Annotated in this window: 9 protein-coding genes; all 9 read right to left on the reverse strand. The window is 42.8% G+C overall.

All coding sequences use genetic code 11. The features are described 5' to 3' along the window. Window positions 1-63 precede the first annotated feature (63 nt). On the reverse strand, window positions 64-2166 hold the full coding sequence (gene fusA, locus L4F92_RS00005) for an elongation factor G (RefSeq protein WP_250351171.1): 2103 nt from the start codon (window positions 2164-2166) through the stop codon (window positions 64-66). A 105-nt stretch (window positions 2167-2271) separates the two neighbouring features. Then, complete coding sequence (gene rpsG / locus L4F92_RS00010; RefSeq protein ID WP_103853509.1) at window positions 2272-2742, reverse strand: 30S ribosomal protein S7; 471 nt, start codon at window positions 2740-2742, stop codon at window positions 2272-2274. A gap of 128 nt (window positions 2743-2870) precedes the next feature. Continuing rightward, window positions 2871-3245 carry a 30S ribosomal protein S12 gene (gene rpsL, locus L4F92_RS00015; protein ID WP_013745731.1) on the reverse strand — a complete coding sequence of 125 codons (375 nt, stop codon included), beginning with the start codon at window positions 3243-3245 and terminating at the stop codon, window positions 2871-2873. Between the two features lie 236 nt (window positions 3246-3481). Beyond that, window positions 3482-9271 carry a beta strand repeat-containing protein gene (locus L4F92_RS00020; protein WP_250363752.1) on the reverse strand — a complete coding sequence of 1930 codons (5790 nt, stop codon included), beginning with the start codon at window positions 9269-9271 and terminating at the stop codon, window positions 3482-3484. Between the two features lie 70 nt (window positions 9272-9341). After that, window positions 9342-10685: an Ig-like domain-containing protein gene (locus tag L4F92_RS00025; protein WP_250363753.1), complete on the reverse strand. Its 1344-nt coding sequence runs from the start codon at window positions 10683-10685 to the stop codon at window positions 9342-9344. Between the two features lie 17 nt (window positions 10686-10702). Continuing rightward, window positions 10703-20671 (reverse strand): cadherin-like domain-containing protein, encoded by a 9969-nt coding sequence (locus L4F92_RS00030; RefSeq protein ID WP_250363754.1) that lies wholly within the window; start codon window positions 20669-20671, stop codon window positions 10703-10705. Between the two features lie 20 nt (window positions 20672-20691). Continuing rightward, complete coding sequence (locus L4F92_RS00035) at window positions 20692-21582, reverse strand: OmpA family protein (RefSeq protein WP_250363755.1); 891 nt, start codon at window positions 21580-21582, stop codon at window positions 20692-20694. Window positions 21583-22340: 758 nt separating this feature from the next. After that, the gene (locus L4F92_RS00040) at window positions 22341-25463 is read right to left on the reverse strand and encodes a UDP-N-acetylmuramoyl-tripeptide--D-alanyl-D-alanine ligase (protein ID WP_250363756.1); all 3123 of its coding nucleotides are present in this window, start codon (window positions 25461-25463) and stop codon (window positions 22341-22343) included. Between the two features lie 39 nt (window positions 25464-25502). Continuing rightward, window positions 25503-25805 (reverse strand): DsrH/TusB family sulfur relay protein, encoded by a 303-nt coding sequence (locus tag L4F92_RS00045; RefSeq protein ID WP_250363757.1) that lies wholly within the window; start codon window positions 25803-25805, stop codon window positions 25503-25505. Window positions 25806-25809: the final 4 nt, after the last annotated feature.

The raw sequence follows: 25809 nt of genomic DNA on the forward strand, positions 1-25809 counted from the left end.
GCTAATGTTTCCTTTAAGTAAAGTTCCGTAGCACATTACTGCACTACGGCGTTTAATATTCAATTATTTTTTACGTGCTTCAATAACTGCTGCTGCAACACTTGCTGGTGCTTCAGCATATTTCAATGGTTCCATTGAGTATGATGCACGACCTTGAGTTTGTGAACGAAGATCCGTTGCATAACCAAACATTTCAGAAAGTGGAACTTCTGCATTGATTTTAACAACAAATTCGCTTGCTTCTTGACCGTTTACCATTGCACGACGACGGCTTAAGTCACCAATTACATCACCCACATATTCAGGTGGCGTTTCCACTTCCACTTTCATAATTGGCTCAAGTAATACTGGGTTCGCTTTGTTAAATGCTGCTTTAAATGCAATAGATGCCGCCAGTTTAAATGCTAATTCAGATGAATCCACATCGTGGTATGAACCGAAATGTAAACGCACACCTAAATCAACTACTGGATAACCCGCTAATGGACCAGATTTAAGTTGTTCTTGAATACCTTTATCAACCGCAGGGATATATTCACCCGGAATTACACCACCTTTGATTTCGTTGACAAATTCATAACCCGGACCTTCAGGATCTAATGGGTATAAGTCGATAACAACGTGACCATATTGACCGCGACCACCAGATTGTTTTGCGTGTTTACCTTCAACATCATTTACGCGTGTACGAATAGTTTCACGGTAAGATACTTGTGGTTTACCAATATTAGCTTCCACTTTGAACTCACGTTTCATACGGTCAACGATGATATCTAAGTGTAACTCACCCATACCAGAAATGATGGTTTCGCCTGATTCTTCATCAGTGTGAACACGGAATGAAGGGTCTTCTTGTGCAAGACGTCCTAATGCTAAGCCCATTTTCTCTTGGTCTGCTTTCGTTTTCGGTTCTACTGCAACAGAGATTACTGGCTCAGGGAATTCCATACGCTCAAGAATGATCGGTGCATCAACTGCACATAATGTATCACCTGTACCTACATCTTTCAGACCGATAGCAGCAGCGATGTCACCCGCACGAACTTCTTTGATTTCTTCACGTTTATTTGCGTGCATTTGAACGATACGACCAAAACGCTCACGTTTTTCTTTCACTGAGTTCAATACTGTCGCACCAGACTCAACCACACCAGAATATACACGGAAGAAAGTTAAGTTACCCACAAATGGGTCAGTTGCGATTTTAAATGCTAATGCTGAGAATGGTTCATTATCATCCGCGTGACGCTCACCTTCAGTTTCATCAGGATTGATCCCTTTGATTGCAGCAATGTCTGTTGGTGCTGGTAAGTAATCAATTACTGCATCAAGCATTGCTTGTACACCTTTGTTTTTGAACGCAGAACCACAGGTTACAAGAATGATTTCCGTAGCCAAGGCACGTTGACGTAATGCACCTTTGATTTCTTCTTCAGTTAAATCTTCACCACCAAGGTATTTTTCCATTAACTCTTCTGAAGCTTCAGCCGCTGCTTCAACAAGATTTTGGTGCCATTCTTCACATAATTCAACCATATCTGCTGGAATATCATCATAGGTAAAGGTCATACCTTGATCTGCTTCATTCCAGTTGATTGCTTTCATTTTAAGAAGATCAACAACACCTTTGAAGTTTTCTTCTGCACCAATCGGAAGTTGTAAAGGAACAGCATTACCACCTAAACGTGTTTTGATTTGTTCAACAACACGCAGGAAGTTTGCACCAGTACGGTCCATTTTGTTTACGAACGCAATACGAGGTACTTTATATTTGTTTGCTTGACGCCATACAGTTTCAGACTGAGGTTGAACACCACCTACTGCACAGTAAACCATCACCGCACCATCCAGAACACGCATTGAACGTTCTACTTCGATAGTAAAGTCAACGTGTCCCGGAGTATCAATCACGTTGATACGGTGTTGTGGGTATTGCTGAGACATACCAGACCAGAAAGCGGTTGTTGCCGCAGAAGTAATGGTAATACCACGCTCTTGTTCTTGTTCCATCCAGTCCATGGTTGCTGCACCATCGTGCACCTCACCAATTTTGTGACTAACGCCTGTATAGAATAGAATACGCTCTGTGGTTGTTGTTTTACCAGCATCAATGTGAGCACTAATACCGATGTTACGATAGCGCTCAATAGGAGTTACACGAGCCATTATTATTTCCTTGTTTGGAATTCAATAAATTAAAATTTTAAATATGGATAAGGCTTCACCGCATAGCAAAATGTGATGAAGCCTAAAAATCGTTTGATTAACAGATTACCAACGGTAATGTGCAAACGCTTTGTTAGCTTCAGCCATACGGTGAACGTCTTCACGTTTTTTCACTGCTGCGCCTTTGTTTTCTGATGCATCAGATAATTCATTTGCTAAACGTAAAGCCATTGATTTATCACCACGTTTACGTGCTGCCTCAACGATCCAACGCATACCTAATGCGTTACGACGTGCTGGGCGCACTTCAACTGGCACTTGATAAGTAGAACCACCAACACGGCGAGATTTAACCTCAACAGTTGGGCGTACGTTTTCTAGTGCGATTTCAAATGCTTCTAACGCTTCTTTGCCTGTACGTTGCGCTAAAGTCTCTAACGCACCATAAACGATAGATTCTGCGATAGATTTTTTACCATCTACCATTAATACATTAATAAATTTCGCAAGTAATTCTGATCCGAACTTTGGATCTGGAAGAATTTTGCGTGGTTCAATACGACGACGACGTGGCATTGCAATTTCTCCGTTTTTTTATCTTCAGGATTATCCAAAACTCTTTGTGTAAGAGATCTTACGTTTACTGGAGTTTATGATAATTTATTTAATTTAATTCGCGTTTGGCCTTACTTAACGGAGAACCATTAAGCTTTAGGACGTTTAACGCCGTATTTAGAACGACCTTGTTTACGATCTTTTACGCCAGCACAGTCTAATGCACCGCGTACAGTGTGATAACGCACACCCGGTAAATCTTTAACACGACCGCCACGGATAAGCACAACGCTGTGCTCTTGAAGGTTATGACCTTCACCGCCGATATAAGAAGTTACTTCGTAACCATTTGTTAAACGAATACGGCACACTTTACGTAATGCTGAGTTCGGTTTTTTAGGTGTAGTTGTGTACACACGAGTACACACGCCACGTTTCTGCGGGCAAGCCTCTAATGCAGGAACGTTGCTTTTTACAACCTTTTTCACACGCGGTTTGCGTACTAATTGGTTGATAGTTGCCATTAAAAAAGCTCCAGTTTATTAATTGTTATTCATAAAAGAATGTTTACTTTTTGTTCTACCTTAGAATAGATAGACGCCGAATTTTAATCTTGAATGTGCTTAATGTCAAGATTTGCAAAAAATAATGCAAAAAAACACCGCACTTATAAATCAGATAAAAAGACCCAGCTTTTCAGCTAGGTCTTTAACTCAATAACTTGCCTTCTTGTTAGAAGCTTGTTGTATCAAACACGCGATTAAAGGATCACTTTATTTGCTTCAACAAGTAAGTTATCTACATTTACTGTTACACCAGAGCCATCAGTGTAAGCGGTAACACCAGTATTATAATCTGTTACCCCTTTCGAGAATCCAGATAACGTTACTGTGTCATCTTTATCACCATAGATAGTTAAGGTATTTCCACTATCTGTGATCGCTTTCACTTGAGCTGGAGTTAAGCTGATAGATTGGCTACCTTCTCCTAACTTGATTATTTCAATGTTAGAAATAGATTTACCATTCAAGTTGATCGTACCGACATCAGTTAATAACAAGGTATCAATCCCCTCTCCACCATTGAAGGTTTGAATATGGTTGTTATACACCAATACGTCATTACCGCCATTACCATTTAACGCCACCGTTGTATCAGAACCGATCAAGGTTTCATTCATACCTGTACCGTTAATAGTATTACCAACAACTTGTTCTACCATAACTTTACCAGTATCTGTTAAATCTGGTGTTTCAGTTAATGTGTAATCAAACGAATCTCCTTCACTATGTTTAACGCCAACAAAGAGATCAAATGTTGGGTTGCTAAATGCCCGAGGTGTTCCTGTCATCTTGACATAATAAGTACCTGCCCTCAAATCATTCAACGCAAGCGAATCCCCCGCATTGAAAGAAGAATCTGAAGCAAGAACCGTTGTTCCATTCGTGTCAAGAATTTGGACACTACGTGACGAAGTATCTTGAGCAGCATTTAAATAAAGCATTAAATCATCACCACTTTGTAGGTTAAATTTAATGTATTCATCATCCTCAACAATACCACTATCAAATACCCCTTTTACCTCAGCCCATGTATAGCCAATTTGACTGAAATTACTTGGCGCTGAACTATTGGTTCCAAATGTCGTTAATTCAATGGATTGACTAATATTTTCATGCTGAGAAAGTTTTCTATCATAAGACACAACTTGTCCCACTTGATTTGTCGGATCCCACAGCTTAACCGTCACATCATTCGCAGTTTGTCCCGTTATAGAAGATCCATTTGCTTGAAGCGTTGCACTCTCACCTCGATAAACATCATTTGCTAATAATACGTCTTTATCAAGAGTGAGTGTATTACCCACCACATTCGTTAAGATACGATCATTAACAGCATCAAGTTTATAAATCTCGAGATGTTGTGTACCTGTAGCTTTATCACCATCAGCATCAACCACCGTAAACTCAATTACTTCAGTATAGCCAGCTTTACCTAATGAACCAGCTTGATAGGTGTAATCCCCTGTATCTAAGTTTACTTTCAACTCACCACCATTTGCCGTCTTAATTGTGGCAATGTGCGCGCCTGTGCTACTGCTTGTTGAATCATAAGTAACTGTCGTACTACCTACTTTTACAGAATGGATATGACCACCATCAGCACCAAAATGAGCCACTGCACCATCTTTATAAGTTGTAGTCGCATTTTCTGGTACTAATAAGTTATTAGTAATCATAGGCACTACCACTGTACCTTGCATATCCTCATTCAAGCCTGCAAAGTTAGAATCAGTATAGTAATTACTCATTCCCACCGTAGATTGTGTTTCCGGATCATAGCCAATGCCGAATGACTTGAAAGTGGCAGCATAGGTATCATCACCACTCACACCATAACCATAAGCAGTAACATTATTCTTTTGCAAGAAATCACGCCAGGTCGTTAATGTGCTAGTCTGAGGTGCTGTAAATCCAGAGGCTGATTTATCTGCATCGGTAATAAAATAAACAACATTATTTGCATTATCATATTTACCAGACTCATTAAACTCTGTCATCGTACGTTTTAACGCAGAATCCATATCTGTACGATTATAAATAGGCGTACCATTAGAATTAATTACCGTAGGATCTTCCGATTGAATATTCATAAATGACTTAGCTAACTCAGCCTTAGCACTATCAATACTTTGCCAATTACTTCCTAGCTGTGTTGTACCGTTACCGTAAACAATCAAGTTCACTTTAACATCACCTAGATCACCATAGGCATTCAATAGCTGGTCAAGTACAGATTTCATCATATCCATACGACTTACACTGCTTGTATTCGAGATCGTCTCGTTCATAGAACTTGAATAATCCACTACCAGCGTTAAATTAGTATTAACTGGCGAACCACCATTTACTGGATTTAAGACTGTGGTATCCATTGCTTCAGGAATGTCATCCCAAACAGTTACATTTAATGTAGATGATGTTGTACCTTCGGCTCCATCGCTTACTAACGCTTTTACGTTGAATGACAAGTTATTTTGACCATTCACCGTGCTGTGTTCTAACGCGTGATGCAATGTTGTGGTGTAATTCGCTGTGAAGGTTGTTCCTTCTTTACTGACATCACTTAATGCCACAGTGATTACATCAACGGTTTGACCACCAATAACGGCTTTACCTGTTACAGTTTGTCCGTTATCAGATAGCATCCAAGTAACTTTAGCTCCAGTTGCGGTACCATCTTGTGCAAATAACGTTGGTAAGCCCTCAGTTGTAAGCTGAACTTTACCTGCTGTTGCAGATGCGGTATCAACTTTTCCTATACTATAATTTGTAGTATCTGAATCAGTAAATACCAATTTTCCTTGATCAACAATACCAATATTAGTGCTATTCACATCATTATGAATACCTTTATCCTGATGTTGTGCAACATTTGCTGCTAATTGACCTTCATTCACTTCTGTAGCTAAATCTGAACGATCAATGTTCATTTCAGGGTGTTGCTCAGCTGGAATATTGTTATTAGTAACCGTCAATGTCGCTGTTGTTGTACCTCCGTGATTATCATCAGCAGTATAAGTAATGACTGGTAAAGCACCTGTATAATTTTGAGTAGGTGTTACACTATAAGTACCATTCTCATTTACTGTCACGCTAGCAATCACATCACCATTGCTATTACGGATCTGTGTTTCTTGACCCAAGACAAGAGGATCATCTACACCATCACCATTAATATCAACTTTTGCGGATCCCACTTTAAGCGTATCACCATTTACATCTGTATCATTGCTCAACACATTACCTGCTGCAGGTTTATCTGTTGTTGCTTGATCAATATCATTTTTGGCGACAGGTGGTGTATTTTTATTGCTATTGGTTACCGTTAAGATGCCTTCATCTATGCCACCTTTACCATCTGATACGGTATAGGTAATGACTGGTAATTCTCCCGTGTAGTTCTCTGCTGGTGTAACAGTATAAGTACCGTCCGCATTCACTATGACCGTGCCAATAGTTTTACCTTCTTTCGTTAAGGTAACCGTTTCACCCGGTTTAACCACATCTGGCTCACCATTTCCGTCTTTATCAACGCTTACGCTCGTTACCGTTAGCTTATCGCCATTCACGTCGCTGTCGTTGCTTAACACATTACCACTCGCCGGTTTTGCTGTGCTACCAGTTGCTGCATCATCCACTGCCACTGGCGCTGTATTGGTGTTGCCATTGGTTACCGTTAAAGTACCTTCATCTGTACCACCCTTACCGTCTGATACAGTGTAGCTAATCACTGGTAATTTGCCAGTATAGTTCTCTGCTGGTGTAATGGTATAGGTACCATTTTCATTCACCAACACTTTACCGATTTCTTTACCTGAGTTATCACGTAAAGTTGTTTCTGTACCAACTGGAATGTCATCTTCCACGCCATCGCCATTGGTATCGACTTTCACGCCCGTTACCGTTAATGAGTCTCCATTTAGATCACGGTCATTCTCTAGCACGTTACCTGTCGCCGGCACATCGCTGCTGCCCGTCGCAGTATCTGCTACAGCTTCTGGAGCGGCATTTTCATTACCATTGGTGACCGTTAAGGTTGAAGACGCTTCACCACCTTTACCGTCAGACACCGTGTAAGTAATTTGTGGTAACTCACCGGTATAGTTCTCTGCTGGTGTGACCGTATAAGTACCATCTTTATTCACTAATACTTTGCCGATTTCTTTACCTGTGTTGTCCGTCAAGGTCGTTTCTGTACCAACTGGAATGTCATCTGCCACGCCATCGCCATTAGTATCGACTTTCACGCCTGTTACCGTTAATGGGTCACCATTTGGATCACGGTCATTCTCTAGCACGTTACCTGTCGCTGGCGCATCGCTGCTGCCCGTCGCGGTATCTGCTGCGGCTTCTGGAGCAGCATTTTCATTGCCATTGGTTACCGTTAAGGTCGAAGACGCTTCACCGCCTTTACCGTCAGACACCGTGTAAGTAATTTGTGGTAACTCACCGGTATAGTTCTCTGCTGGTGTAACCGTATAGGTACCGTCTGCATTCACTACGACCGTGCCAATAATTTTACCGTCTTTCGTTAAACTCACCGTTTCACCCGGTTTAACTGCATCCGGCTCACCATTTCCGTCTTTATCAACGCTTACGCTCGTTACCGTTAGCTTATCGCCATTCACGTCGCTGTCGTTGCTTAACACATTACCTGTTGCTGGCTTATCACTGCTTCCTGTTGCCGTATCCTCTACTGCCACTGGCGCTGTATTGGTATTGCCATTGGTTACCGTTAAGGTTGAAGACGCTTCACCGCCTTTACCATCAGACACCGTGTAAGTAATTTGTGGTAACTCACCGGTATAGTTCTCTGCTGGTGTAACCGTATAGGTACCGTCTTTATTCACCAACACTTTACCGATTTCTTTACCTGCGTTATCACGTAAAGTTGTTTCTGTACCAACTGGAATGTCATCTGCTTGACCATCGCCATCGGTGTCTACTTTCACTCCAGTAACTATCAATGGATCACCATTCACATCACTGTCATTTGTTAACACATTACCTTTCGCTGGTTTTGTTGTGCTACCAGTTGCTGCATCATCCACTGCCACTGGCGCTGTATTAGTATTTCCATTGGTTACCGTTAAAGTACCTTCATCTGTACCACCCTTACCGTCTGATACAGTGTAGCTAATCACTGGTAATTTGCCGGTATAGTTCTCTGCTGGTGTAATGGTATAGGTACCATTTTCATTCACCAACACTTTACCGATTTCTTTACCTGAGTTATCACGTAAAGTTGTTTCTGTACCAACTGGAATGTCATCTGCTTGACCATCGCCATCGGTGTCTACTTTCACCCCAGTAACTATCAATGGATCACCATTCACATCACTGTCATTTGTTAACACATTACCCTTCGCCGGTTTTGTTGTGCTACCTGTCGCTTCATCATCGACTGCCACTGGCGCTGTATTAGTATTTCCATTGGTTACCGTTAAAGTACCTTCATCTGTACCACCCTTACCGTCTGATACAGTGTAGCTAATCACTGGTAATTTGCCGGTATAGTTCTCTGCTGGCGTAATGGTATAGGTACCATTTTCATTCACCAACACTTTACCGATTTCTTTACCTGAGTTATCACGTAAAGTTGTTTCTGTACCAACTGGAATGTCATCTGCTTGACCATCGCCATCGGTGTCTACTTTCACCCCAGTAACTATCAATGGATCACCATTCACATCACTGTCATTTGTTAACACATTACCCTTCGCCGGTTTTGTTGTGCTACCAGTTGCTGCATCATCCACTGCCACTGGCGCTGTATTAGTATTTCCATTGGTTACCGTTAAAGTACCTTCATCTGTACCACCCTTACCATCTGATACAGTGTAGCTAATCACTGGTAATTTGCCGGTATAGTTCTCTGCTGGCGTAACGGTATAGGTACCATTTTCATTCACCAACACTTTACCGATTTCTTTACCTGAGTTATCACGTAAAGTTGTTTCTGTACCAACTGAAATATCATCTGCCACGCCGTTTCCATCAGTGTCTACTTTCCTCCAGTAACTATCAATGGATCACCATTCACATCACTGTCATTTGTTAACACATTACCTTCGCCGGTTTTGTTGTGCTACCAGTTGCTGCATCATCCACTGCCACTGGCGCTGTATTGGTATTGCCATTGGTTACCGTTAAGGTTGAAGACGCTTCACCGCCTTTACCATCAGACACCGTGTAAGTAATTTGTGGTAACTCACCGGTATAGTTCTCTGCTGGTGTAACCGTATAGGTACCGCCTTTATTCACCAACACTTTACCGATTTCTTTACCTGCGTTATCACGTAAAGTTGTTTCTGTACCAACTGGAATGTCATCTGCTTGACCATCGCCATCGGTGTCTACTTTCACCCCAGTAACTATCAATGGATCACCATTCACATCACTGTCATTTGTTAACACATTACCCTTCGCCGGTTTTGTTGTGCTACCAGTTGCTGCATCATCCACTGCCACTGGCGCTGTATTAGTATTTCCATTGGTTACCGTTAAAGTACCTTCATCTGTACCACCCTTACCATCTGATACAGTGTAGCTAATCACTGGTAATTTGCCGGTATAGTTCTCTGCTGGCGTAACGGTATAGGTACCATTTTCATTCACCAACACTTTACCGATTTCTTTACCTGAGTTATCACGTAAAGTTGTTTCTGTACCAACTGAAATATCATCTGCCACGCCGTTTCCATCGGTGTCTACTTTCACTCCAGTAACTATCAATGGATCACCATTCACATCACTGTCATTTGTTAACACATTACCCTTCGCCGGTTTTGTTGTGCTACCAGTTGCTGCATCATCCACTGCCACTGGCGCTGTATTGGTATTGCCATTGGTTACCGTTAAGGTTGAAGACGCTTCACCGCCTTTACCATCAGACACCGTGTAAGTAATTTGTGGTAACTCACCGGTATAGTTCTCTGCTGGTGTAACCGTATAGGTACCGCCTTTATTCACCAACACTTTACCGATTTCTTTACCTGCGTTATCACGTAAAGTTGTTTCTGTACCAACTGGAATGTCATCTGCTTGACCATCGCCATCGGTGTCTACTTTCACCCCAGTAACTATCAATGGATCACCATTCACATCACTGTCATTTGTTAACACATTACCCTTCGCCGGTTTTGTTGTGCTACCAGTTGCTGCATCATCCACTGCCACTGGCGCTGTATTAGTATTTCCATTGGTTACCGTTAAAGTACCTTCATCTGTACCACCCTTACCATCTGATACAGTGTAGCTAATCACTGGTAATTTGCCGGTATAGTTCTCTGCTGGCGTAACGGTATAGGTACCATTTTCATTCACCAACACTTTACCGATTTCTTTACCTGAGTTATCACGTAAAGTTGTTTCTGTACCAACTGAAATATCATCTGCCACGCCGTTTCCATCGGTGTCTACTTTCCTCCAGTAACTATCAATGGATCACCATTCACATCACTGTCATTTGTTAACACATTACCCTTCGCCGGTTTTGTTGTGCTACCAGTTGCTGCATCATCCACTGCCACTGGCGCTGTATTGGTATTGCCATTGGTTACCGTTAAGGTTGAAGACGCTTCACCGCCTTTACCATCAGACACCGTGTAAGTAATTTGTGGTAACTCACCGGTATAGTTCTCTGCTGGTGTAACCGTATAGGTACCGTCTTTATTCACCAACACTTTACCGATTTCTTTACCTGCGTTATCACGTAAAGTTGTTTCTGTACCAACTGGAATGTCATCTGCTTGACCATCGCCATCGGTGTCTACTTTCACTCCAGTAACTATCAATGGATCACCATTCACATCACTGTCATTTGTTAACACATTACCTTTCGCCGGTTTTACTGTGCTACCTGTCGCTTCATCATCGACTGCCACTGGCGCTGTATTAGTATTTCCATTGGTTACCGTTAAAGTACCTTCATCTGTACCACCCTTACCGTCTGATACAGTGTAGCTAATCACTGGTAATTTGCCGGTATAGTTCTCTGCTGGCGTAATGGTATAGGTACCATTTTCATTCACCAACACTTTACCGATTTCTTTACCTGAGTTATCACGTAAAGTTGTTTCTGTACCAACTGGAATGTCATCTGCTTGACCATCGCCATCGGTGTCTACTCTCACCCCAGTAACTATCAATGGATCACCATTCACATCACTGTCATTTGTTAACACATTACCCTTCGCCGGTTTTGTTGTGCTACCAGTTGCTGCATCATCCACTGCCACTGGCGCTGTATTGGTATTGCCATTGGTTACCGTTAAGGTTGAAGACGCTTCACCGCCTTTACCATCAGACACCGTGTAAGTAATTTGTGGTAATTCACCAGTATAGTTCTCTGCTGGTGTAACAGTATAAGTACCGTCTTTATTCACCAACACTTTACCGATTTCTTTACCAGTGTTGTCCGTCAAGGTTGTTTCTTCACCAACATTGATGTCATCTGGTTGACCATCACCATTGGTATCGACTTTCACGCCTGTTACCGTTAATGGGTCTCCATTTGGATCACGGTCATTCTCTAGCACGTTACCTGTCGCTGGCGCATCGCTGCTGCCTGTCGCGGTATCTGCTGCGGCTTCTGGAGCGGCATTTTCATTACCATTGGTGACCGTTAAGGTTGAAGACGCTTCACCGCCTTTACCATCAGACACCGTGTAAGTAATTTGTGGTAACTCACCAGTATAGTTCTCTGCTGGTGTGACCGTATAAGTACCGTCTTTATTCACCAACACTTTACCGATTTCTTTACCTGCACTATCACGTAAAGTTGTTTCTGTGCCAACTGGAATGTCATCTGCCACGCCATCACCATTAGTATCGACTTTCACGCCCGTTACCGTTAATGGGTCTCCATTTGGATCACGGTCATTCTCTAACACGTTACCTGTCGCTGGCGCATCGCTGCTGCCTTTCGCAGTATCTGCGACGGCTTCTGGAGCGGCATTTTCATTACCATTGGTGACCGTTAAGGTTGAAGACGCTTCACCGCCTTTACCATCAGACACCGTGTAAGTAATTTGTGGTAACTCACCAGTATAGTTCTCTGCTGGTGTAACCGTATAAGTACCGTCTTTATTCACCAATACTTTACCGATTTCTTTACCTGCGCTATCACGTAAGGTTGTTTCTGTGCCAACTGGAATGTCATCTGCCACGCCATCACCATTAGTATCGACTTCCACGCCTGTTACCGTTAATGGGTCTCCATTTGGATCACGGTCATTCTCTAACACGTTACCTGTCGCTGGCGCATCGTTGCTGCCTGTTGCAGTATCTGCGACGGCTTCTGGAGCAGCATTTTCATTACCATTGGTGACCGTTAAGGTTGAAGACGCTTCACCGCCTTTACCATCAGACACCATGTAAGTAATTTGTGGTAACTCACCGGTATAGTTCTCTGCTGGTGTGACCGTATAAGTACCGTCTTTATTCACCAATACTTTACCGATTTCTTTACCTGCACTATCACGTAAAGTTGTTTCTGTGCCAACTGGAATGTCATCTGCCACGCCATCACCATTAGTATCGACTTTCACGCCCGTTATCGTTAATGGGTCTCCATTTGGATCACGGTCATTCTCTAGCACGTTACCTGTCGCTGGCGCATCATTGCTGCCCGTCGCAGTATCTGCTGCGGCTTCTGGAGCGGCATTTTCATTGCCATTGGTTACCGTTAAGGTCGAAGACGCTTCACCGCCTTTACCATCAGACACCGTATAAGTAATTTGTGGTAACTCACCGGTATAGTTCTCTGCTGGTGTAACCGTATAGGTACCGTCTGCATTTACTACGACCGTGCCAATAGTTTTACCGTCTTTCGTTAAACTCACCGTTTCACCCGGTTTAACTACATCTGGCGTACCATTTCCGTCTTTATCAACGCTTACGCTCGTTACCGTTAGCTTATCGCCATTCACGTCGCTGTCGTTGCTTAACACATTACCTGTTGCTGGCTTATCACTGCTTCCTGTTGCCGTATCCTCTACTGCCACTGGCGCTGTATTGGTATTGCCATTGGTTACCGTTAAGGTCGAAGACGCTTCACCGCCTTTACCGTCAGACACCGTGTAAGTAATTTGTGGTAACTCACCAGTATAGTTCTCTGCTGGTGTAACAGTATAAGTACCGTCCGCATTCACTACGACCGTGCCAATAGTTTTACCGTCTTTCGTTAAACTCACCGTTTCACCCGGTTTAACTACATCTGGCGTACCATTTCCGTCTTTATCAACGCTTACGCTCGTTACCGTTAGCTTATCGCCATTCACGTCGCTGTCGTTGCTTAACACATTACCTGTTGCTGGCTTATCACTGCTTCCTGTTGCCGTATCCTCTACTGCCACTGGCGCTGTATTGGTATTGCCATTGGTTACCGTTAAGGTCGAAGACGCTTCACCGCCTTTACCGTCAGACACCGTGTAAGTAATTTGTGGTAACTCACCAGTATAGTTCTCTGCTGGTGTAACCGTATAAGTACCGTCTGCATTCACTACGACCGTGCCAATAGTTTTACCGTCTTTCGTTAAACTCACCGTTTCACCCGGTTTAACTACATCTGGCGTACCATTTCCGTCTTTATCAACGCTTACGCTCGTTACCGTTAGCTTATCGCCATTCACGTCGCTGTCGTTGCTTAACACATTACCTGTTGCTGGCTTATCACTGCTTCCTGTTGCCGTATCCTCTACTGCCACTGGCGCTGTATTGGTATTGCCATTGGTTACCGTTAAGGTCGAAGACGCTTCACCGCCTTTACCGTCAGACACCGTGTAAGTAATTTGTGGTAACTCACCAGTATAGTTCTCTGCTGGTGTAACCGTATAAGTACCGTCTGCATTCACTACGACCGTGCCAATAGTTTTACCGTCTTTCGTTAAACTCACCGTTTCACCCGGTTTAACTACATCTGGCGTACCATTTCCGTCTTTATCAACGCTTACGCTCGTTACCGTTAGCTTATCGCCATTCACGTCGCTGTCGTTGCTTAACACATTACCTGTTGCTGGCTTATCACTGCTTCCTGTTGCCGTATCCTCTACTGCCACTGGCGCTGTATTGGTATTGCCATTGGTTACCGTCAAGGTCGAAGACGCTTCACCACCTTTACCATCAGATACCGTGTAAGTAATTTGTGGTAACTCACCAGTATAGTTCTCTGCTGGTGTAACCGTATAAGTACCGTCTTTATTCACCAATACTTTACCGATTTCTTTACCTGTGTTGTCCGTCAAGGTTGTTTCTTCACCAACATTGATATCATCTGGTTGACCATCGCCATTGGTATCGACTTTCACGCCCGTTATCGTTAATGGGTCTCCATTTGGATCACGGTCATTCTCTAGCACGTTACCTGTCGCTGGCGCATCATTGCTGCCCGTCGCAGTATCTGCTGCGGCTTCTGGAGCGGCATTTTCATTACCATTGGTGATCGTTAAGGTCGAAGACGCTTCACCGCCTTTACCGTCAGACACCGTGTAAGTAATTTGTGGTAACTCACCGGTATAGTTCTCTGCTGGTGTAACGGTATAGGTACCATTTTTATTCACCAACACTTTACCGATTTCTTTACCTGTGTTGTCCGTCAAGGTTGTTTCTTCACCAACATTGATGTCATCTGGTTGACCATCACCATTGGTATCGACTTTCACGCCTGTTACCGTTAATGGGTCTCCATTTGGATCACGGTCATTCTCTAGCACGTTACCTGTCGCTGGCGCATCGCTGCTGCCTTTCGCGGTATCTGGGGTAGCAACTGGAGCGGCATTTTCATTACCATTGGTGACCGTTAAGGTCGAAGACGCTTCACCGCCTTTACCATCAGACACCGTATAAGTAATTTGTGGTAACTCACCGGTATAGTTCTCTGCTGGTGTAACCGTATAGGTACCGTCTGCATTTACTACGACCGTGCCAATAGTTTTACCGTCTTTCGTTAAACTCACCGTTTCACCCGGTTTAACTACATCTGGCGTACCATTTCCGTCTTTATCAACGCTTACGCTCGTTACCGTTAGCTTATCGCCATTCACGTCGCTGTCGTTGCTTAACACATTACCTGTTGCTGGCTTATCACTGCTTCCTGTTGCCGTATCCTCTACTGCCACTGGCGCTGTATTGGTATTGCCATTGGTTACCGTTAAGGTCGAAGACGCTTCACCCCCTTTACCGTCAGACACCGTGTAAGTAATTTGTGGTAACTCACCGGTATAGTTCTCTGCTGGTGTAATCGTATAGGTACCGTCTTTATTCACCAATACTTTACCGATTTCTTTACCTGTGTTGTCCGTCAAGGTTGTTTCTTCACCAACATTGATGTCATCTGGTTGACCATCACCATTGGTATCGACTTTCACGCCTGTTACCGTTAATGGGTCTCCATTTGGATCACGGTCATTCTCTAGCACGTTACCTGTCGCTGGCGCATCGCTGCTGCCTTTCGCGGTATCTGGGGTAGCAACTGGAGCGGCATTTTCATTACCATTGGTGACCGTTAAGGTCGAAGACGCTTCACCGCCTTTACCATCAGACACCGTGTAAGTAATTTGTGGTAACTCACCGGTATAGTTCTCTGCTGGTGTAACGGTATAGGTACCATTTTCATTCACCAATACTTTACCGATTTCTTTACCTGTGTTGTCCGTCAAGGTCGTTTCTGTGCCAACTGGAATGTCATCTGGTTGACCATCGCCATTGGTATCGACTTTCACGCCTGTTACCGTTAATGGGTCTCCATTTGGATCACGGTCATTCTCTAGCACGTTACCTGTCGCTGGCGCATCGCTGCTGCCTTTCGCGGTATCTGGGGTAGCAACTGGAGCGGCATTTTCATTACCATTGGTTACCGTTAAGGTCGCAGACGCTTCACCACCTTTACCATCAGACACCGTGTAAGTAATTTGTGGTAACTCACCGGTATAGTTCTCTGCTGGTGTAACCGTATAAGTACCGTCTTTATTCACCAACACTTTACCGATTTCTTTATCTGTGTTGTCCATCAAGGTCGTTTCTGTGCCAACTGGAACGTCATCTGCTTGACCATCACCATTAGTATCGACTTTCACACCCGTTACCGTTAATGGGTCTCCATTTGGATCACGGTCATTCTCTAGCACGTTACCTGTCGCCGGCACATCGTTGCTGCCTTTCGCGGTATCTGGTTCAGCTATAGGATCTTCATTTACATCAGCATCAGCGTCGGCATCAGCATCCGCATCCGCATCGGCGTCAGCATCCGCATCTGCATCAGCGTCAGCATCCGCATCGGCATCAGCGTCAGCATCCGCATCGGCATCAGCGTCGGCATCTGCATCGGCGTCTGCATCAGCGTCAGCATCCGCATCTGCGTCTGCATCAGCATCTGCGTCAGCATCAGCGTCGGCATCAGCATCCGCATCCGCATCGGCGTCTGCATCTGCGTCAGCGTCAGCATCTGCATCGGCGTCTGCATCAGCATCGGCGTCAGCATCTGCATCTGCATCAGCGTCAGCATCCGCATCGGCGTCAGCATCTGCATCGGCATCAGCATCAGCATCCGCGTCGGCATCTGCATCGGCGTCTGCATCAGCGTCAGCATCCGCATCTGCGTCAGCATCCGCATCTGCGTCAGCATCCGCATCGGCGTCTGCATCGGCATCCGCGTCAGCATCCGCATCGGCATCCGCGTCAGCATCAGCATCAGCGTCTGCATCCGCATCGGCATCCGCGTCAGCATCAGCATCTGCGTCTGCATCGGCATCCGCATCAGCGTCGGCATCGGCATCAGCATCAGCATCCGCGTCGGCATCCGCATCGGCGTCAGCATCCGCGTCGGCATCTGCGTCAGCGTCAGCATCTGCATCAGCATCCGCATCGGCATCGGCATCGGCGTCAGCATCCGCATCAGCGTCTGCATCGGCGTCAGCATCGGCGTCAGCATCCGCATCAGCGTCTGCATCGGCATCATCTATACCTTTAGCAATATCTTTATCCTCTGGACTGATATTACCTGAGCCATCTTTAGCTTTCGATACTATTTCTGAACCATCTTGAACTTTATCTGCTGGAATTGTCACCACACCGGTTTCTGGATCGACCGTAACACCTGGATTTTCATCAGGATTTTTCACGCTCCAGTTGCCGTCTTCATCTTTTTCCGTTACCACCGTATGTGGATTACCCTCTTCATCTGTATAGCGGGTTTCCACTTCTTTGGTGTCTTCCTCTGATGGTGGGGTGATTGTGACTGAACCATCCTCTTGGGCTTCTACATCTGGGGCGGTTGGTGATGTCACATCTTTTGCCGTGTCTTTATCTGCTGGGCTTTCATTTCCTGCCTCGTCTTTGGCTTTCGATACGACCTCAGACCCGTCTTTCACTTTGTCTTCTGGAATTGTCACCACACCGGTTTCTGGATCGACCGTAACACCTGGATTTTCCTCTGGGTTTTTCACGCTCCAGTTGCCGTCCTCATCTTTTTCCGTTACCACCGTATGTGGATTACCCTCTTCATCTGTATAGCGGGTTTCCACTTCTTTGGTGTCTTCCTCTGATGGTGGGGTGATTGTGACTGAACCATCCTCTTGGGCTTCTACATCTGGCTTACCTGTTGGGGTCACATCTTTTGCCGTATCTTTATCTGCTGGGCTTTCATTTCCTGCCTCGTCTTTGGCTTTCGATACGACCTCAGACCCGTCTTTCACTTTGTCTTCTGGAATAGTCACCACACCGGTTTCTGGATCGACCGTAACACCCGGATTTTCATCTGGGTTTTTCACGCTCCAGTTGCCGTCTTCATCTTTTTCCGTTACCACCGTATGTGGATTACCCTCTTCATCTGTATAGCGGGTTTCCACTTCTTTGGTGTCTTCCTCTGATGGTGGGGTGATTGTGACTGAGCCATCCTCTTGCGCTTCTACATCTGGCTTACCTGTTGGGGTCACATCTTTTGCCGTGTCTTTATCTGCCGGGCTTTCATTTCCTGCCTCGTCTTTGGCTTTCGATACGACCTCAGACCCGTCTTTCACTTTGTCTTCTGGAATTGTCACCACACCGGTTTCTGGATCGACCGTAACACCCGGATTTTCATCTGGGTTTTTCACGCTCCAGTTGCCGTCTTCACCTTTTTCCGTTACCACCGTATGTGGATTACCCTCTTCATCTGTATAGCGGGTTTCCACTTCTTTGGTGTCTTCCTCTGATGGTGGGGTGATTGTGACTGAGCCATCCTCTTGGGCTTCTACATCTGGCTTACCTGTTGGGGTCACATCTTTTGCCGTATCTTTATCTACTGGGCTTTCATTTCCTGCCTCGTCTTTGGCTTTCGATACGACCTCAGACCCGTCTTTCACTTTGTCTTCTGGAATTGTCACCACACCGGTTTCTGGATCGACCGTAACACCCGGATTTTCCTCTGGGTTTTTCACGCTCCAGTTGCCGTCTTCATCTTTTTCCGTTACCACCGTATGTGGATTACCCTCTTCATCTGTATAGCGGGTTTCCACTTCTTTGGTGTCTTCCTCTGATGGTGGGGTGATTGTGACTGAGCCATCCTCTTGCGCTTCTACATCTGGGGCGGTTGGTGATGTCACATCTTTTGCCGTGTCTTTATCTGCTGGGCTTTCATTTCCTGCCTCGTCTTTGGCTTTCGATACGACCTCAGACCCGTCTTTCACTTTGTCTTCTGGAATTGTCACCACACCGGTTTCTGGATCGACCGTAACACCCGGATTTTCCTCTGGGTTTTTCACGCTCCAGTTGCCGTCTTCATCTTTTTCCGTTACCACCGTATGTGGATTACCCTCTTCATCTGTATAGCGGGTTTCCACTTCTTTGGTGTCTTCCTCTGATGGTGGGGTGATTGTGACTGAGCCATCCTCTTGCGCTTCTACATCTGGGGCGGTTGGTGATGTCACATCTTTTGCCGTGTCTTTATCTGCTGGGCTTTCATTTCCTGCCTCGTCTTTGGCTTTCGATACGACCTCAGACCCGTCTTTCACTTTATCTTCTGGAATTGTCACCACACCGGTTTCTGGATCGACCGTAACACCCGGATTTTCATCTGGGTTTTTCACGCTCCAGTTGCCGTCCTCATCTTTTTCCGTTACCACCGTATGTGGATTACCCTCTTCATCTGTATAGCGGGTTTCCACTTCTTTGGTGTCTTCCTCTGATGGTGGGGTGATTGTGACTGAACCATCCTCTTGGGCTTCTACATCTGGCTTACCTGTTGGGGTCACATCTTTTGCCGTATCTTTATCTGCTGGGCTTTCATTTCCTGCCTCGTCTTTGGCTTTCGATACGACCTCTGACCCGTCTTTCACTTTATCTTCTGGAATTGTGACCACACCGGTTTCTGGATCGACCGTAACACCCGGATTTTCATCGGGGTTTTTCACGCTCCAGTTGCCGTCCTCATCTTTTTCCGTTACCACCGTATGTGGATTACCCTCTTCATCTGTATAGCGGGTTTCCACTTCTTTGGTGTCTTCCTCTGATGGTGGGGTGATTGTGACTGAACCATCCTCTTGGGCTTCTACATCTGGCTTACCTGTTGGGGTCACATCTTTTGCCGTATCTTTATCTGCTGGGCTTTCATTTCCTGCCTCGTCTTTGGCTTTCGATACGACCTCAGACCCGTCTTTCACTTTATCTTCTGGAATTGTCACCACACCGGTTTCTGGATCGACCGTAACACCTGGATTTTCATCAGGGTTTTTCACGCTCCAGTTGCCATCTTCATCTTTTTCCGTTACCACCGTATGTGGATTACCCTCTTCATCTGTATAGCGGGTTTCCACTTCTTTGGTGTCTTCCTCTGATGGTGGGGTGATCGTGACTGAGCCATCCTCTTGCGCTTCTACATCTGGGGCGGCTGGAGCAATGGTATCTGTGTCGTTATTTCCACTACTATGCCCACCTTTAACTGCTCCCACAAAGAAAAGTGGAAGTAACGCGAGCAACCACAATGGATTAAAAGCCCAAAACGCACCAATTGGTTCTCCACCCAATGCTTGACCCGCAGAAACCTGATCATCCAACTCAGTTACAGCATCTGCTTGTAATGTACTTTCTGGGACATAAGGGTAAACCTCACCATTTTCGTAAGTACCTACAAGTAGGCTATCTTTATATGCCCCAACTTCTTCATCATAATAATTACTAATAATTAAATCAGGATTTTCAATTTTTGATCCTTCAAACGCGATTTTCAAATCTTTACCATCACGTTTAATCATAATATTTTCCGGAGCAAAGCCCGTCTTATTATCAATTAACTGATAATTCACTTTACTTTGTGCGGAAACCGTTGTTACTTTTCCTGCTCCAGCCTTTAAATTAACTGTTTCAAGCGTTTCTTTAGCACTATTAATCTTTAATGTTATATTTCTAGCCATAATATTTTACCTTTTCCTTACTACTTATCCCCGTGTACAACAATACTTACACGACGATTCGGCTGATCACAGGCTCTACGAGCAATCGTATTCTTTGGATAACGAACTTTACAATCAGCGACTAACGGCTGGCTTTCACCTCGACCTTCAAACTTAACGAAACTCGCATTAACCCCTTCCGATACCAATGCTTTTTTCACCGTTTCTGCACGTTTAACCGAAAGTTTTTGGTTATAATTTGCATTTCCTTCAGGATCGGTATAACCAATTACTGTAACATCGCCAATTTTATCTGGCATTTGCTTAATCTCTTTTGCAATAGCGACAATTTCTTGTTTACCTTTAGGAAGCATATTGGCGTAATCTGAACGATCAAATTTGAATAATGCCGAAGCCTCAAGGTTAAATTTCTTCAACACTTTCGGACATTCTTTCAAATGATCAACGCGAGAAAGGGTGTGAGTTTGTTTTGGCATACCGTTAAGGTCTGCCTTAGCTTGCTCTTCAGAAACCTGAATAATGGTAGGTCTGCCATTTACATTAGCAACTTTGAAAAAAGATACTTGATTTACAGCTAAGTCATAGAAGTTACCTTCTCTTTCTTTCGCCTGATACCCTGGATCTTGATGCGTAAATTCACCATAAATCTTTTGATTTTCTGCACAAACAGTTTCTTGGCGATAAGCATTTGGTTGCAGAGAAGCTAAATATTCACTGTTAATGTAAACATTTATTGTAGGACCGTCGATCACATCTGATTGACGATAAACTACGATAGAGGAACGCCCCTCTGGAACGTCATTGCTATACGGTACGTTTTTTGTATCAACCCAAGTTAACTTTTGTGTTGAACATCCTGTTAACGCAAGAGGAAACAATACCCAAGCTAACTTTTGATATTTAAATCTCATAAAGTTGGAACTCCTATCCATTCAAATGTAGCATTGAGGCTACATAAAAATGAACAATAAAAGATGATTCGATTTAATAATAATTAAATCTAAAATAGAACTTCCTTTTTCCATCAAATTTAATTTCTTAACAAATTCATCTCAACGTCATATCAGATGGACACTATCTGAAAGTTAATCAGTACTACAATGCTAACAATTAAAGATGTACTAAAGAAACGCCAATAATAGCAACACCAAATTTATGAAGTTGCTACATAAAAAGGACTTACTTTCAAGTAATAAGGTTGGTAGTTATTGGTTCTTTAGGTTTAAATAGCATCAAATTTAATGCTTAAAAAATTCTTCCCTGACCAAATTATTAGTAGTCCCTAATTAAAAGAGAATACAAATTGATTATGCATTAAACAAAATCTATTGTTTTCTCATTTTTAATAATCAATGATTATTTTTTCAGCTTAAAAAGCATACAAAAATGCTTTATAAGCGTGACTAATTATATCAATTGATGAAAAAACAAGCCACCCCCCCCTAGCACTTTTTTTTTTCAAAATCTTTGACAAAAATCAATTTTTTGCCAGCTTACTCGTTTACATCAAAAAATATTTCACGCTTTTCTAATTTTTTTATCTGATTTAAAGGCTAAAAATAATACAAAATAGTAAGTGCGGTGTTTTTTTGAAAATTTTTCGCAAAAAAATAACCGCACTTGCTGAGCCTTCAAGTGCAGTTATTTTCTTATTGTAAAATAAATACAATTAATGTTGTTTCTGCAATAATCCATTTAATCCAATAGAATTAGATGCCTTTAACAATACCAAATCGTTCTGCTTCAGTATATTAGGCAATGCGACTTTCAATGCCTCTACATTCTCAAATGCCAAATAACTACGCTGAGCTTGTTTCAAGACACTTGCCACAACGCGACTAACACTTTTTCCGACTAATGCAATATGGCGTACATTCATTTTTGCCAAGCGTTCCCCTAGCTCATAATGATATTTATCACTATCAACACCAAGCTCTAGCATATCGCCAATAATTAATACTTTATTTTCAGGGTTTCCCAATTGAGCAAAATGTTCTAGAGAGGCTGACATTGATAAAGGATTTGCATTGTAAGCATCATCAATGACCTCAATATCTAGCTCATTAAACTCTACACGAAAGCACTCACCTCGTCCTTGAACAGGTAAAAATGAAGATAATCCCTCGCAAACCTTTTTTATATCAAAATGAAAAGAATAAGAAATAGCTAAAGCCACCATTGCATTTAATACAAAATGCTTCCCACTAGCAGCAAGTGTCAGCTTTACCTTTGAAGCATCAGGAAGTTTAATTGTGGAAACTTCGTGACTATATTCAAGTAATTTTATATCCGCTTGAGAATGCTCCCCATAAGTTAGTACAAGCAATCCTTTTGCTTCCGCTAAAGAATAAATTAGCTCAAACTGCGGAATATCACGACAAATTATCGCCAAACTTCCCTTTTTCATTCCATTAAAAATGCGTGCTTTTTTAAGTGCGATATTCTCAATCGTTTTATGATATTCAAGATGAGCTGGGGCAATATTCGTAATAATCGCAATATCGGGCTGAGCCAACTGAGTGTTCAAATTCATATTGCCAATTGCCATTTCTAGTACCCAGAAATTGGCAGATTGCGCCATTGATGCCATATTCCAAGCAATGCCTATCGGCAAATTTGCACTCGCTAGCGTTTGCTCAGTTTTACTAATTTGATTTAAGGAATGCGCCAACATACAAACCGTTGTTGTTTTCCCCGCACTACCTGTCACACCAATCACTTTACCATTAAACGCATTTCTTGTGGCTAATCCAATATTTAATACTGCTCGACGAATATCTTTCACGCATAACACAGGCGCATCTGTCGCATAAGTTGCGGTTTCATCGTCAGTTATCACGCCTGCTGCCCCACGTTTTAATAAAGCATTCACACTCACTCTAGGCAAATACCCTTGCGCCATACTTTTACTGCGTTCAACCAATAAATAACCTGTTTTAAAATTTTTGGGCCACGCACAAACCCCTGCCACACGCCATTCATCTTTTGGTGGCACAAGCCAGCGTCCATTCGCAATTTCCGGTAGCGTCCACTTATTTAATGGCTCAGGCTTCTCCACACTTTTCTCATCAGTATTTTGATGAATATGTTCTTTTAATAATTTATGATAGCCAACCAATCCAGATAAATAATGCTCCACATCATCTATTCGTACACGGAATGCGTGATGTCTGATAAAAAAGCCATACAAAATACTTTGCGGTTTTTTAAAAAACATTGCCACTTCAGGAAAGAAAAATCCATTCACCAAATATTTCGCGCGATTATGTAATGCGTCATAAAATGCAGGTACATCAAAATTTGCTAAAACTTCCTTTTTATATTCTGGAAAGGATTCTAATTTTATTAGCATTTGATGAAATGCCACTGATAATTCTAACAATGTAGGAAACGTTGTAATTCGATTTCGAATAAAGCTGATATAACCAGCTACATTACGCACAGCAAAAGCAAAGTATTTTTTCTCTGGTACATACTTCACCAGTTCATTAGAACAATAAGATAACCAATGGTCGTGGGCTTTTTCGTGTTTATTTGCAATAAAATAATCAAATGCATTCACCACACAATCCAACCAACGTTTATCTTTGGTAAGCCCATAAAGCCGCATCAATCCAAAAGCGGCTTCTCCGTCATAATAAATAATTCGATTTTCTTCTTTAACAGATAAATCATTCGCATTTAAAACGTGTATAAATGCCCCATTTTCTTTTTGCATCGCACAGATACCATAAGCCAATTTCTCACATAACATTAAATAATGGTTTTTATGTGGTGTATCTGGAAAAACTATTAAATATTTCGTCAATGCCAAAATCGCTACTGCATTTGCACCTAATTTAATTTCATTCCCCGTATCAATGACGTAAGACTTCTCACCATAATCTCGAATGGATTGTGTCAATAAATAATCTAATGCTTTATCAATCTGTTGTTTAATTTCAATAAAAATATGTTCATCAACAATTACAACTCCATCTTCTACTTGTTGACGATAAGCTTCATATCCTTCCAGCAAAGCATACGTACTGCTTGTATGGCGTAATGTATTATAGGTGGGAATCACGCGGTCAAAACAAGGGAAATACCCATATTCATAGACGCCATTTTCTTTTACTTGTTTTGATAAATAAGTAGTTGATAAACGAATTAATTCCTGAACTTCATCTAAACCAAAAGGTTCAATTTTACGATGTCCTTGATAACGTGGCTGAGTATCTAGCTGGTAATAATCATTTTTTTCCACATCAAGAAAAAAACCCGCGGTCTGGAAAATACGTATTTCCTCATTATCTGCAAAAGTTGGCATTTGGCTACTACCGTGACGAGCCTTAATATAGCGCTCCAAATTTCTCTGATTAACGCCAGCCGATACTTCATCAGCGCCAACATACAAACACGCATTGGCATTTAATTCCATTTCCGTTAAAAGTAACCAAGGCTCTCTTTCACCTTTAAAAGCAATACCCGCACGGAAATAATTACGCTTATAGCGAGATAAATCAGACTTAAATTTTCCCCATTCCATTGCAGTGGAATTCAATGCCCATTCAATACGAATATATTTAATTGGATTTTCAAATTTCGATTGTAATAATGATAAATGAGAAATAATTTTTTTACTTAAATCTGCTGCAATAACTAATTTTTCATCTACCCATAATGTTTTAACTTTCGCTCTTTCTACACCATCACTGACTGATAAAATAATGGCTTTAGACAACGGGTGAGATAAATTATTTATTCTATTATTTTTTAATATATTACAAACAGCTAATACTAACTTTTCCATATTTACACCTTAAAAATATTTATTGCTAAAAATTATCTCTTACAACCCTATTTGCGGAAAATATTGCTCAGTGAGTTCCACCAAATTCTGCAAAGAAATTAACCGCACTTTATTTTCATCATTATTTACAAAGTGCGGTGCGATTTTTTGTAAATTTCTGGCGTGAATGTCGTTTTCTAGCACATAATAAGGCTGGCTTAATTGCGCGAAAAGCTCAGGGTGTTTGAGAGGAAGAAGTACGCCGTCTTGCCACAATACAAGGCAATCTTGTTGGGTGAAATGAGCAAAATAACGGGCGAGGGTTTGGCTGTCGTAATCCGCTTTGGCGAAGGTATAAAGCATAATG

Origin of the sequence: Avibacterium sp. 21-595 (genome assembly GCF_023611905.1) — a bacterium.
GTDB lineage: Bacteria > Pseudomonadota > Gammaproteobacteria > Enterobacterales > Pasteurellaceae > Avibacterium.